10 protein-coding genes are annotated in these 13,512 nt (G+C 41.4%); 3 read left to right on the top strand and 7 right to left on the bottom strand.

Going from position 1 to position 13,512, the window contains the following annotated elements:
- Positions 1–17 precede the first annotated feature (17 nt).
- The gene (locus tag TZ94_RS06715) at positions 18–428 is read right to left on the bottom strand and encodes a peptide deformylase (RefSeq protein ID WP_045615567.1); all 411 of its coding nucleotides are present in this window, start codon (positions 426–428) and stop codon (positions 18–20) included.
- Positions 429–538: 110 nt separating this feature from the next.
- Entirely contained in the window at positions 539–3,223 is a 2,685-nt protein-coding gene (locus TZ94_RS06710) for a cation-translocating P-type ATPase (protein ID WP_045615337.1), read from the bottom strand.
- Positions 3,224–3,491: 268 nt separating this feature from the next.
- On the opposite strand from TZ94_RS06710, the gene TZ94_RS06705 reads away from it, so the two are divergent.
- Positions 3,492–4,682, top strand: coding sequence for a cation diffusion facilitator family transporter (locus TZ94_RS06705; protein WP_045615335.1), 1,191 nt, complete (start codon positions 3,492–3,494; stop codon positions 4,680–4,682).
- A gap of 43 nt (positions 4,683–4,725) precedes the next feature.
- Here TZ94_RS06705 and scrK read toward each other — a convergent pair whose 3' ends face one another.
- Positions 4,726–5,613: a fructokinase ScrK gene (scrK, locus tag TZ94_RS06700; protein ID WP_045615334.1), complete on the bottom strand. Its 888-nt coding sequence runs from the start codon at positions 5,611–5,613 to the stop codon at positions 4,726–4,728.
- Positions 5,614–5,753: 140 nt separating this feature from the next.
- Complete coding sequence (locus TZ94_RS06695; RefSeq protein ID WP_045615333.1) at positions 5,754–7,649, bottom strand: sucrose-specific PTS transporter subunit IIBC; 1,896 nt, start codon at positions 7,647–7,649, stop codon at positions 5,754–5,756.
- A gap of 364 nt (positions 7,650–8,013) precedes the next feature.
- Between TZ94_RS06695 and TZ94_RS06690 the strand changes: the two genes are divergently transcribed.
- Together TZ94_RS06690 and TZ94_RS06685 are read left to right on the top strand one after the other, a co-directional pair.
- Positions 8,014–9,468, top strand: coding sequence for a sucrose-6-phosphate hydrolase (locus TZ94_RS06690; RefSeq protein WP_045615331.1), 1,455 nt, complete (start codon positions 8,014–8,016; stop codon positions 9,466–9,468).
- Positions 9,449–10,414, top strand: coding sequence for a LacI family DNA-binding transcriptional regulator (locus TZ94_RS06685; protein WP_045615329.1), 966 nt, complete (start codon positions 9,449–9,451; stop codon positions 10,412–10,414). The genes TZ94_RS06690 and TZ94_RS06685 overlap by 20 nt, the downstream gene beginning before the upstream one ends.
- A 38-nt stretch (positions 10,415–10,452) precedes the next feature.
- On the opposite strand, the gene TZ94_RS06680 is transcribed toward TZ94_RS06685, so the two are convergent.
- From TZ94_RS06680 to TZ94_RS06670, 3 genes are all read right to left on the bottom strand, one after another.
- On the bottom strand, positions 10,453–11,727 hold the full coding sequence (locus TZ94_RS06680; protein WP_045615326.1) for a hydroxymethylglutaryl-CoA reductase, degradative: 1,275 nt from the start codon (positions 11,725–11,727) through the stop codon (positions 10,453–10,455).
- Entirely contained in the window at positions 11,727–12,899 is a 1,173-nt protein-coding gene (locus TZ94_RS06675) for a hydroxymethylglutaryl-CoA synthase (RefSeq protein WP_045615324.1), read from the bottom strand. Before TZ94_RS06675 ends, TZ94_RS06680 begins: the two co-directional genes overlap by 1 nt.
- A gap of 162 nt (positions 12,900–13,061) precedes the next feature.
- Positions 13,062–13,511: a threonine/serine exporter family protein gene (locus TZ94_RS06670; RefSeq protein ID WP_045615322.1), complete on the bottom strand. Its 450-nt coding sequence runs from the start codon at positions 13,509–13,511 to the stop codon at positions 13,062–13,064.
- Position 13,512 lies beyond the last annotated feature (1 nt).

Raw genomic sequence — 13,512 nt, 5'->3', positions numbered from 1 at the left:
CTACCAAGGATTTGAGCCTAAATAATACGACCTTCCAAATGATCCAATTCATGCTGACAAATCTGAGCCGGAAAACCCGTCAGGGTAATGGTCTTCTCTTGCCAATGGGTATCTCTGTAGCTTACTGTAATCTTCTCATACCGAGTTGTCGGTCTTACACCTGTCAAAGACAAACAACCTTCCTCGGTCTCGTAAGGCCCTTCAAAAGACTTGAGAACGGGATTAAACATGACCATGGGAATCATACCGATATTAAAAATAATGACGCGCTTTTGCACTCCAATCATATTAGCTGCTAGACCTACACAGGTCTCTCGATTAGCCTGCAGAGTATCTTGCAAGTCCTTTGCCAGTGGTAAATCCTCCTGATTAGCAGGTTGGGATACCTGCGATAAAAACATCATATCTTTTACAATTTTCTTTTCCAAGATTCTTTCCTCCATACCATATCATTCCCCTTGATTATAGCATAAAATCTTTGGCAGTTTATATTTACATAAAAACAAAAAGCCATCCGAAGATGACTTTTCATAATTGTTTAAATAGCGTTTTTATCTTTTCCAAGTGCTCGTTGAACTGCTTTGACAATTTCAACAAGGACTACAATCATAAGCGCTCCTACAGCGACCACCATCCATTGAGTCAAGCTCAAGTGTGACACGTGGAAAAGATTATTAAATCCAGGAACCAAAATTGTCACCACAAAGAGGACGAAGGCAACTGGGATAGACCAGTTAAATGTCTTGTTCGTAAAGAGTCCCACTTTAAAGATAGATTGGTAAACCGACTTAACGTTAAAGGCATGGAGCAATTGGATCAAACCGAGAGTTGCAAAAGCCATGGTAAGGGCATCCGCATGGATTTCAGTATGACTTTGGTGCTCTGGGAAGAGAAGAGCCCAACCATAAACACCTAAAACGAGCATGGTTTGGAAGATCCCTTGATAAATGATTGCTCCGAAGACACCACCATCAAAGAAGTTAGACTTACGCCCACGAGGTTTGTGAGTCATGACGCCTGGCTCAGCTGGTTCCACACCAAGGGCGATGGCTGGGAGCGTATCTGTTACCAGGTTAATCCATAGCAAATGCACTGGTTGAAGCACATCCCAACCCAACAAGGTTGCAAAGAAGATGGTGAAAACTTCAGCCATATTAGCAGACAAGAGGTATTGAATGGATTTTTGGATATTTGAGAAGACCTTACGTCCTTCTTCTACCGCTACGATAATGGTTGCAAAGTTATCATCGGCAAGGACCATATCAGAAGCTCCTTTAGAAACCTCTGTACCAGTAATCCCCATACCGATACCGATATCAGCTGTCTTAAGTGATGGCGCATCATTAACCCCGTCACCAGTCATGGCAACAACCTTGCCTTCTTTTTGCCAAGCTTTAACGATACGAACCTTGTGTTCAGGAGATACACGCGCGTAGACAGAGTATTGCTTGAAGACTTTTTGGAATTCTTCATCAGTGAGTTCATTCAATTCAGCACCAGTGAAGACATGGTCTTCTGTATCATTTGGATCGATGATTCCCAAACGTTTGGCAATGGCTTCGGCTGTATCTTGGTGGTCACCTGTGATCATGATCGGACGGATACCTGCTTCCTTAGCGACACGAACAGCTTCTGCTGCTTCTGGACGCTCAGGGTCAATCATTCCGACCAAACCAGAGAAGATGAGGTCAGACTCAACGATTTCAGATTCCAAAGTTGGGATTTCGTTGCTTGTCTTATAAGCCATCATCAAGACACGAAGGGCTTGTTTGGCCAAGTCTTTGTTGGTTGCAAGAATAGCTTTCTTGTCTTCTTCTGTGATGGGACGAACTTCCCCATTGACTTCAATGCGCGTCACGCGCTTGAGCAATTGGTCAGGGGCACCCTTAACAGCGATAAAGTAAGAACCGTCTGCTTCCTTATGAATAGTAGACATAAGTTTACGGTCTGAGTCAAATGGCAATTCTGCCACACGTGGTTCATCCTTCAGAATTTCGCGAACATCAAAATTGTGGTCCAAACCAAACTGTACAAGGGCTGTCTCAGTTGGATCTCCAATCAATTTGCCAGATGGGTCTACTTTAGTGTCATTGGCAAAGTTCATGATGCGAAGCGTATTGTTGTTCGCAGTAATTTCAGATGCAGAGCTTTGCAATTGACCGTTGGTATACACTTTTTCAACAGTCATTTGGTTCATGGTCAAGGTACCTGTTTTATCAGATGCGATGATTTCTGTTGAACCAAGTGTTTCAACGGCTGGCAATTTACGAACAATCGAATTCCGTTTAGCAAGAGTTGTAGTTCCCAAAGAGAGAACGATGGTTACAATGGCAGGGAGACCTTCTGGAATCGCCGCAACCGCAAGAGCAACTGCAACCATCAAGCCTTCCAACGGATGTTCTCCACGAACGAAGACACCAACCAAGAAAGTGATAATCGCAATCACAACGATTAAGTAAGTCAAGGCTTTAGATAATTGTTCCAAGCTTTGCTTCAATGGTGTTTCTGTCTCATCGGCATTGGCCAACATATTCGCAATCTTACCAACTTCTGTATACATACCAGTATTGGTTACGACACCAATACCACGACCGTATGTTACATTTGAGTTTTGGTAACCCATATTAACACGGTCCCCGATACCAGCATCCGCTTCAACAAGTCCTGTCACATCTTTTTCAACTGGGACAGACTCCCCTGTAAGAGCTGCTTCTTCAATTTTAAGGGAAGCTGCTTCAAACAAGCGCATATCCGCAGGTACTACATCTCCAGCTTCTAGCAAGACGATGTCTCCAGGTACCAATTCTTTTGAGTCGATCTCAATGACATGACCATCACGACGAACACGGGCCATTGGGCTAGACATATTTTTCAGTGCTTCAATGGCTGCTTCTGCTTGCCCTTCTTGGTAAACACCAAAGGCAGCATTCAAGACAACAACGGCCAAGATGATAATGGCATCCGTTAGACCGTCCATTCCTTCTGTAATCACAGAAAGCGCTGCAGCTGCAAGCAAGATGATAATCATCAAATCCTTAAATTGATCAAGGAATTTAGCTAGTAGGCTACGTTTCTCACCCTCTTCCAACTCATTACGACCATAAGTCGCTAAGCGTTCTTGAGCCTGAGCAGTTGACAAACCCTCGACAGATGAGTCCAAGTTCTTTAGGACTTCCTCAGAAGATTGCGTGTAAAACAAATCTTTATTTTGTTCTTTTGACAAAACAGTCTCCTCCTTTTTGGCCTCTTTTTACAAAAAAAGAGACCTGTTTTTTAAAAAAACAAGTCTCGCTGTTTAATATAGTGCCGGAAATAAATCGTAATGACGACACTATCGCGGTTAACCGCCAGCTACTCCCTTGAGTACTTCTATTATATCAGAATTTCAAAAGTTTTCAAGTGCTGGGCTGGAGTTTATTCGCCCTCCATTTGAAATTTCCTTGGAAAACCAGTATAATGAAAGAATACTAAAATGCTAGAAGGGGAGTTAGATGAATCAATCGGTTTCAAACTTAAAATTAGCTGAGCGTGGTGCCATTATCAGCATTTTGACTTATCTTTTCTTATCTGCAGCTAAGCTAGCGACCGGACACCTCCTCCATTCATCCAGTTTGGTGGCTGATGGTTTTAATAACGTTTCAGATATTGTTGGAAATGTTGCCCTTCTCATCGGGATTCGTTTGGCTCGCCAACCGGCAGACAGGGACCATCGCTTCGGTCACTGGAAAATCGAGGACTTGGCAAGTCTCATCACTTCCATCATCATGTTTTACGTTGGATTTGATGTCCTACGTGATACCATCCAAAAGATACTCAGCCGAGAGCAAACCGTCATCGACCCTCTTGGGGCGACTCTGGGAGTCATCTCTGCCATCATCATGTTCGCCGTTTATCTCTACAATACCCATCTGAGCAAGCAGTCTAAGTCCAAGGCCCTCAAGGCTGCAGCTAAGGACAATCTATCAGATGCCGTGACATCTCTTGGAACTTCTATTGCTATCCTGGCTAGTAGCTTCAACTATCCAATAGTGGATAAGTTGGTTGCGATTATCATTACCTTCTTTATTCTTAAAACTGCTTATGATATCTTTATCGAGTCATCCTTCAGCCTTTCTGATGGTTTTGATGAACACTTGCTAGAAGATTACCAAAAGGCTATCATGGAAATTCCTAAGATTAGCAAGGTCAAATCACAACGAGGTCGTACTTACGGAAGCAACATTTATCTGGACATTACTCTGGAAATGAACCCAGATCTCTCTGTTTTTGAAAGTCACGAAATTGCGGATCAGGTCGAATCCATGTTATCAGAACGCTTTGGTGTCTTTGATACAGACATTCATATTGAACCAGCACCAATCCCTGAGGATGAAATTCTAGATAATGTCTATAAAAAATTGCTCATGAGAGAGCAACTGATTGACCAAGGAAATCAACTGGAGGAATTACTTGCAGAAGACTTCATTTATATTCGCCAGGACGGACAAGAACTGGATAAGGGAGCCTATACGGCTGAAAAAGAATTAACCTCTGCCATTAAAGAGCTTCATTTGACTTCTATCAGTCAAAAGACTAAACTCATCCGCTACCAAGTCGGTGATACCATTCATACCAGCATCTGGCGCCGCCACGAAACTTGGCAAAATATTTTCCATCAGGAAACAAAAATAGAAAAAGACTAAAGCAAAACTCCCAACTTTCTCAGTTGGGAGTTTTTCTATATTCTTATTTTGCAACGCTCTTAGCAAGAACGAAGTTTCCTAGTGTAGCTGAACCATTGCCAGCAACAGCTGGAGTCACGATATAGTCACGTACATCTGGAACTGGTAGGTAGCCATTGAGTAGGGCTGTGAATTTCTCACGTACACGGTCAAGCATATGTTGTTGAGCCATAACCCCACCACCAAAGACGATAACATCTGGACGGAAAGTTACAGTCGCATTCACTGCAGCTTGGGCGATATAGTAAGCTTGAACATCCCAGACAGAGTTGTTAAGTTCGATGTTTTCACCACGAACACCTGTACGAGCTTCCAAGCTTGGACCAGCCGCAAAGCCTTCCAAACATCCTTTATGGAATGGACAAACACCGTTGAATTCTTTTTCCTCGTCCATTGGGTGTTTAGCGACATAGTAGTGACCCATTTCAGGGTGACCAACACCACCGATAAACTCACCACGTTGGATAACACCAGCTCCGATACCTGTACCGATTGTGTAATAAACCAAGTTTTCAATACGACCGCCGGCATTGTTACGAGCTACCACTTCACCGTAAGCAGAACTGTTTACGTCTGTTGTGAAATACATAGGCACGTTTAGAGCGCGACGGAGGGCACCAAGCAAGTCGACATTTGCCCAGTTAGGTTTTGGAGTTGTTGTGATAAATCCGTAAGTTTTTGAGTTTTTATCGATATCAATAGGACCAAATGAACCAACTGCAAGACCAGCAAGGTTATCGAATTTTGAGAAGAACTCAATGGTTTTATCGATTGTTTCGATTGGAGTTGTTGTTGGAAATTGTGTTTTTTCTACAACGTTAAAGTTTTCATCACCGACAGCACAGACAAATTTTGTACCGCCCGCTTCCAAGCTTCCATATAATTTTGTCATGATAAACCTCTAGTTTTTATTTTCTCTATTATAGCATATTTCCAGAAGGAAAATTGCTCTATATTTTAGATTTTCCTCTGTAAATTTTACCATTCAAGCAAAAACGAACAAACATGACATTTGTTCGTTTTTTTGATTTATTAAGCTTTAACTTCGATGATTGCATCTCCCTTAGCAACTGATCCAGAAGCAACTGGATTTACTGAAGCAAAGTCTGCAGTGTTTGTTACGATAACCATTGTTGTGTTATCAAGACCTGCAGCAGCAATCTTAGCTGAGTCAAATGTTCCAAGAACATCTCCAGCTTTAACCTTGTCACCTTGGGCAACTTTTTGGTTGAAGCCTTCACCGTTCATTGAAACAGTATCGATACCAACGTGGATCAAGATTTCAGCACCGTTAGCAGTTCTTAGACCGTAAGCGTGTCCTGTCGGGAAGACGATTGTCACTTCTGCATCAGCAGGTGCATACACAACATCTTGGCTAGGTTTCACAGCGATACCTTGCCCCATAGCTCCGCTTGAGAAGACTGGGTCATTCACATCAGCAAGAGCTACAACGTCACCAACGATTGGTGTTTGGATAACACCTTCGCTAGGTGAAGCAAGAGTACCAGTTACTGCTTCTTCTGTTAAACGGTCAGTTTCGGCTTCAGAAATTGCTCCTGAAACTTCTTCTACTTCATCTTGATAACCAAACATGTAAGTAAGAGCAAAACCAAGTGCAAATGATACAGCTACCATAAGAAGGTATTGTAGGAGTTGTCCATTACCAATGTAAAGCATTGTACCTGGGATGATTGTGATACCATTACCAGTACCAGCAAGTCCAAGGATTGAAGCAAGTCCACCACCGACTGCACCAGCAATCAATGAAAGGAAGAATGGTTTACGGTAACGCAAGTTAACCCCGAAGATAGCAGGCTCAGTAATACCTAGGAAGGCAGAAAGAGCAGCTGGGAAAGCAAGAGTTTTAAGTTTAGGATTTTTAGTTTTCACACCAACGGCAACAGTTGCAGCACCTTGAGCAGTCATAGCTGCAGTAATGATAGCGTTGAATGGGTTAGCATGGTCAGCAGCAAGCAATTGAACTTCAAGCAAGTTGAAGATGTGGTGAACACCTGATACGACGATTAATTGGTGAACTCCACCGATTAAGAAACCACCAAGACCGAATGGCAAGTTAAGGAGTGCTTTTGTTCCAAGAAGGATGTAGTTTTCAACAACGTGGAAGACTGGTCCGATAATAAACAAACCAAGAATTGACATAACCAAAAGTGTTACGAATGGTGTTACCAAGAGGTCAAGAACGTCTGGAACAACTTTACGAACAGCTTTTTCAAATTTAGCTCCGACAACCCCGATGATGAAGGCTGGAAGAACTGAACCTTGCAAACCTACAACTGGGATAAATCCGAAGAACTGCATTGCAGTTACTTCCCCACCAGAAGCAACAGCCCAGGCATTTGGAAGTGAGCCAGATACGAGCATCATACCAAGGACGATACCAACGGCTGGGTTACCACCGAATACACGGAAGGTTGACCAAACAACCAATCCTGGTAAGATGATAAAGGCTGTGTCAGTCAAGATTTGAGTGTAAGTTGTCACATCTTGTGGAAGTGTCATTCCGAGAGCAGTCAAGAGACCACGAACACCCATGAAGAGACCAGTTGCTACGATAACTGGAATGATTGGAACGAAGACGTCACCGAATGTACGGATAGCACGTTGGAACCAATTTCCTTGTTTTGCAGCTTCTGCTTTCATTTCAGATTTTGTAGAAGTTGGCAAACCAAGAGCTACGACTTCATCGTACATCTTGTTTACTGTACCAGTACCAAAGATGATTTGGTATTGACCTGAGTTAAAGAAAGCACCTTGAACTTTTTCCAAGTTCTCGATAGCATCTTTGTTAATTTTCGCTTCATCTTTAACCATAACGCGAAGACGAGTCGCACAGTGAGCTACACTATTAACGTTCTCACGTCCACCTAAGGCTTCGATGACTTTTTTTGCAATTTCTGTATTCGTCATTTGCAAAAATCTCCTTATAAAAAATTTTGTAAAATGTTTGAAAGCGATTTATTCGCCCTACGAGTATTATTCTATCACGTTTTAAAAATATGTCAAGCGTTTTGCAGAAAAAATTATTTGTTTTTTTGTTTTTTGACTGTTTTTGATATTTTTGAATAGTATTTCTTCGATAAATACCTATTATTAAAAGGTTTTTGCTAAAAAGTTTTCAAAAACTTTCATGTTTTCATTGATTTTCATAAAATTTAGCTTCTATTTACTGTCAATCGTTTGACATTTTTTTCTTAATTTTATGATAAAAGACTTGCTTTTTTATAAGGAAACGTTTACTATAAAGATAGTAGAATTTATGGAGGGAATATAAATGGAATGGACTACCGAGCGTCGTTATAGACGCTATGAAGATTGGACACAAGAAGAAATAAAACAAATCAAAGAAAATATGTCGCAGTCACCATGGCATACAAGCTATCACATCGAACCCAAGCAAGGACTTCTCAACGACCCGAACGGTTTTTCTTACTTTGATGGCAAGTGGATTCTCTTTTACCAAAACTTCCCCTTTGGTGCAGCTCATGGTTTAAAATCTTGGGTTCAGCTTGACAGTGACGATTTGGTGCACTATAAAGAAACTGGTGTCAAGATTTTGCCTGATACACCTCTTGATAGTCATGGTGCTTACTCAGGATCTGCTATGCAGTTTGGCGATCAACTGTTCTTATTTTATACAGGAAATGTTCGTGACGAAAATTGGGTACGTCACCCTTATCAAATCGGTGCTTTGATGGATAAGGATGGAAAAATCGAAAAGATTGATAAAATCTTGATTGATCAACCTGCTGATGCTACTGACCACTTCCGCGATCCACAGATTTTTAACTTTAAAGGACAATACTACGCGATCGTTGGTGGACAAGACTTGGAGAAAAAAGGATTTGTCCGTCTCTACAAAGCAGTCGATAACGATTATACAAACTGGCAAGAAGTTGGTGATTTGGACTTCAACAATGACCGTACTGCCTATATGATGGAGTGCCCAAACCTAGTCTTTGTTGGGGAACAGCCAGTTCTTCTCTACTGTCCACAAGGTTTGGATAAAAAGGTTCTTGACTATGACAATATCTATCCAAATATGTATAAAATCGGTGCTTCCTTTGACCCAGAAAATGCTCGTATGATAGATGTTTCTGAACTTCACAATCTTGATCATGGTTTTGAAGCCTATGCTACTCAAGCTTTTAACGCTCCTGATGGACGTGCCCTGGCAGTAAGTTGGCTTGGTTTACCAGATGTGTCTTATCCATCTGACCGTTTTGACCACCAAGGAACTTTCTCATTGGTCAAAGAACTTACCATTAAAGATGGCAAACTCTATCAGTATCCTGTAGCTGCTATCAAAGAACTCCGTGCTTCAGAAGAGGAATTTTCAAATCGTTCTGAAACTAAGAACACCTACGAACTTGAACTGAACTTAGAGGCTAATAGTCAAAGTGAAATCATCCTTCTTGCTGATAAAGACGGCAAGGGGCTCTCTATCAATTTTGACCTTGTCAATGGCCAAGTAACCGTTGACCGCAGTCAAGCAGGTGAGCAATATGCTCAAGAATTTGGAACTACTCGCTCTTGCTCAGTTACTAATCAAGCAACTACTGTCAATATCTTCATCGACAACTCAGTCTTTGAAATTTTCATCAATAAAGGAGAAAAGGTATTTTCTGGTCGTGTCTTCCCTCACGAAGAGCAAAATGGAATCCTCATTAAATCTGGAAACCCAACTGGAACTTACTACGAATTAGAATATGGTCGCAAAACTAACTGATGTCGCAAAATTGGCTGGCGTCAGCCCTACTACTGTTTCACGTGTCATCAATAAAAAAGGATATCTGTCTGAAAAAACCATTCAAAAGGTTAATGATGCTATGCGTGAGCTGGGCTATAAACCCAATAACTTAGCTCGAAGTCTTCAAGGAAAATCAGCCAAGTTAATCGGTTTGATTTTCCCTAAAATCAGCCATGTTTTCTATGCTGAATTGATTGACAAATTGGAACACGAACTCTTCAAAAAAGGTTACAAGACAATCATTTGTAATAGTGAACACGATTCGGAAAAAGAACGTGAATACATCGAAATGCTAGAAGCCAACCAGGTAGACGGCATCATTTCGGGAAGTCATAACCTTGGGATTGAGGATTACAATCGCGTTACTGCTCCGATTATTTCATTTGACCGTAACCTATCACCAGATATCCCTGTCGTTTCTTCTGACAACTATGCTGGTGGTGTCCTAGCTGCTCAGACCTTGGCTAAAACTGGAGCCCAATCTATCATCATGATTACAGGAAATGACAACTCCAATTCACCAACTGGACTTCGTCATGCTGGTTTTGCTTCTATCTTACCAAAAGCTCCTATTATCAATGTTTCCAGTGACTTTTCGCCCCTCCGCAAGGAAATGGAAATCAAAAATATCCTAACCAAACAAAAACCAGATGCTGTTTTCGCATCGGATGATTTGACAGCCATCTTGGTGATGAAAATCGCTCAGGAACTTGGTATTTCTGTTCCAGAACAACTTAAGGTTATTGGATACGATGGGACTTATTTTATCGAGAATTTCTATCCTCACCTTACTACCATTAAACAACCCTTGGAAGAAATTGCTCGCCTAACAGTTGATTTACTACTTCAAAAAATCGAGGGCAAAGAAGTTGCCACGACTGGTTATTTCTTACCAGTTAGTCTCTTACCAGGTAAAAGTATTTAAGCACAAAAAAACTCAGACTAGTTTCGTCTGAGTTTTTCTTATGATCTTAAGTTTTTCAAAAGAGTTTGGGCTTTTTCTAGATTAAAAGTTTTTTCTGCAATCAAGCTTTCTACCAACTTAGGCACTTCTGCCTCAGTCGCACCTGCTAAAAGTGCTAACGACTTTGCCTGAAGTTTCATGTGTCCATGCTGAATACCTGTACTGACCAAAGCCTTAAGGGCTGCAAAATTCTGTGCAAGACCAATCGAAACGATAATTTGAGCCAATTCTTTGGCAGATGGATGACCTAGCAACTCATGGCTGAGCACGACTCGAGGATTGAGACCAATTGATCCACCCTTAGTGGCAACTGGCATCGGCATGGTCATCTCTCCAATTAGCTCTTCTGTTTTCAAATCCATAGTCCAACGACTGAGACCTCGATAGGCGCCATCATGGCTCGCATAGGCATGCGCTCCTGCTTCGATGGCACGCCAATCATTTCCTGTCGCAATCAAGAGAGCATCGATTCCGTTGAAGATTCCTTTGTTATGGGTAGCTGCTCGATAAGGATCTGCTTGAGCAAACTGGCTGGCTAAAACCATTTTTTCAGCTAGTTCACGCGCTTCATCCTTCTGGCGACTCAAATAACGAAAGGCAATCCTACAAGTTGCAGTTACTAGAGAATCTGTTGCATAGTTGGATAGAATTCCCATTAAACTTTGCCCTTGACTTAGAGCCTCTAAGCTAGGTTTTAAAGCTTCAAGCATGGTATTGAGCATATTAGCTCCCATGGCTTCCTGAGTATCCACATGGAGATAAACCACTAAAAAGTCAGCCTCACCAGAAATTTTCTCAACTGTTAGCTCTCTGGCTCCACCACCACGTTTGACAATAGATGGATAGGCTTGGTTTGCTTGTTCGAGTAGCTCTGCTTTCTGACTCAAAATAGCCTGACATGCTTTATCCCTGTCTGGAACCTGATAAAGAGCTACCTGACCAATCATTTGACGTTGATGAACCTGAGCAGTAAAACCACCCGCACGTTTGATAATCTTACTAGCAAAACTAGCTGCAGCAACAACAGATGGTTCTTCTGTTACATAAGGAACTGTGTACTCTTGACCATTTACCAACACTTCTGGCACTACTGAGTATGGAAGTGAGAAGGTCCCCACTACATTTTCACTCAGTTGGTCCGCAACTGTTATACTAAGATTTTCATTTTGCTCAAGACTTTTTTGGGCTTCCATAGAAGTAAGCGCCTGAGACTTAACGAACTCAAGGCGCTCTTGAATTGATTTTTTAGCAAATCCATTCCAATTTTTTTTCATTATTTTTCAACCTTGCTGTAGCGACGTTGGTGTTCTACAATCTCAACCAGAGCATAGTCCTGTCCCTCATAGTCTGACATGGTTGCTGAACCGGACTCATCCAAGTTTGCTTCCTCAAAGAAGATTCGTTCATAATCAGCTACGCTCAATGCTTGACGCTGGTCTAGCAATTCTAAGCGATTTTTCTGCAATTGCTGTTCATAACCTTCAACCAATTCCACACTGAAGAACTCGGATACAGCACCACTACCATAGCTATAGAGAGCTAGCTTGTCCCCTGCTTTGAGACTATCAGAATTTTCAAGAAGAGATAAGAGGCCTAAAAAGAGTGAACCTGTATAGATATTCCCAACTTTTTGGCTATAAATAATGGACTCATCAAAGTGTTTTTGAAGTAAATCCTTTTTCTCTTGAGGTAGAGATTTATCAAGAATTTTTTTCAATCCCTTGAGAGCTAGCTTTGGATATGGCAAATGGAAACAAATAGCTTCAAAATCATTCAAGTCGCAATCATAACGCTTTTGGTACTCTTCCCAAGTCGTTTTTAAGCTATCCAAATACTGCTGTGTTGAGTAGACTCCATTTACAAATGGTGTCGTTGAATAATTTGGACGCCAAAAGTCCATAATATCACGAGTCTGCGCAACGTTATCATTGTTGAAGACCATAACACGTGGATTTTGACTAATCAACATAGCAACACAGCCTGCTCCTTGGGTTGGTTCCCCTGGAGTTTCGACACCATATTTTGCAATATCACTAGCCAGCACCAGCACTTTTGATTTAGGAGAATTTTCTACGTGTAACTTAGCATAGTGAAGGGCCGCAGTTGCACCATAACAAGCTTCCTTGATTTCAAAACTACGAGCAAAAGGTTGAATTCCAAGCAAACCGTGTACAAAAACTGCAGCTGCCTTACTTTGATCGACTCCTGATTCTGTCGCTACGATAACCATATCAATCTCTTGCTTATCTTCTTCAGTCAGGATAGAATTTCCTGCACTAGCAGCCAAGGTAACAACATCCTCTGTTAAAGGAGCAATACTCAATTCTTTTAAAAGGAGTCCTTTACTCAATTTTTCAGGATCAGTTCCTCGAGCTTCTGCTAAATCTTGTAATTTCAAAACGTATTGACTGGTCGCAAAACCAATCTTATCAATACCGATTTTCATATTTACCTCTATTTTTATCATTCATTATAAAAATTCGTTCACCTCTATTTTATCATAATTGAGGTCAAATGAGCGAAAAAAGACTTGATTCCCCAAATCAAGTTCATCTCCATCTTCCTATCCATGTTCTTTCAGCCACTCTACCAACGAAAAAATCGAGTCTTAGCTCGCTCGATTCTTTTTGAGATAATGATACAATTTCAACAAAACTGTTCCACTAGCCATTCCAATGGAAATTACGAGAGCCAACATCATGACTAACATGGCACTAGAAATGGCATGTCCGTAGTCACCTGTAACGAAGAAGGAAGTTGTTCTATAGGATAGGTAACCTGGAACTAGTGGTGCCAGAATAGCTAGTGCAAAAACTACTGCTGGCGTTTTGTAGAGGATACTCATAATCTGACTAATACACGAACCAATTACAGCGGCAATAAAGGTCGCCAAAATAACATTAGTTGGCTCCTTGAGTATTAGATAGAGCAGCCAGATTGACATACCCAAAACTCCACCAGGAATGAGCATGGAACGTTGGACATTTAAAACGATTAAAAAGGTGATAATGGCAAGCAAACTTGCCAGAGCTTGCAATAAAAATGTTGTTACTGTCATA

This window comes from Streptococcus infantis (assembly GCF_000960085.1).
In the GTDB taxonomy this organism is placed as follows: domain Bacteria; phylum Bacillota; class Bacilli; order Lactobacillales; family Streptococcaceae; genus Streptococcus; species Streptococcus infantis_C.
This window is presented reverse-complemented; position numbering and strand designations above follow the sequence as displayed.

Coding starts and splice junctions, on each gene's coding strand:
- TZ94_RS06705 (WP_045615335.1), top strand. CDS start 3,492: ATGAATCAATCGGTTTCAAACTTAAAATTAGCTGAGCGTGGTGCCATT.
- scrK (WP_045615334.1), bottom strand. CDS start 5,613: ATGACAAAATTATATGGAAGCTTGGAAGCGGGCGGTACAAAATTTGTC.
- TZ94_RS06695 (WP_045615333.1), bottom strand. CDS start 7,649: ATGACGAATACAGAAATTGCAAAAAAAGTCATCGAAGCCTTAGGTGGA.
- TZ94_RS06690 (WP_045615331.1), top strand. CDS start 8,014: ATGGAATGGACTACCGAGCGTCGTTATAGACGCTATGAAGATTGGACA.
- TZ94_RS06685 (WP_045615329.1), top strand. CDS start 9,449: ATGGTCGCAAAACTAACTGATGTCGCAAAATTGGCTGGCGTCAGCCCT.
- TZ94_RS06680 (WP_045615326.1), bottom strand. CDS start 11,727: ATGAAAAAAAATTGGAATGGATTTGCTAAAAAATCAATTCAAGAGCGC.
- TZ94_RS06675 (WP_045615324.1), bottom strand. CDS start 12,899: ATGAAAATCGGTATTGATAAGATTGGTTTTGCGACCAGTCAATACGTT.
- TZ94_RS06670 (WP_045615322.1), bottom strand. CDS start 13,511: ATGACAGTAACAACATTTTTATTGCAAGCTCTGGCAAGTTTGCTTGCC.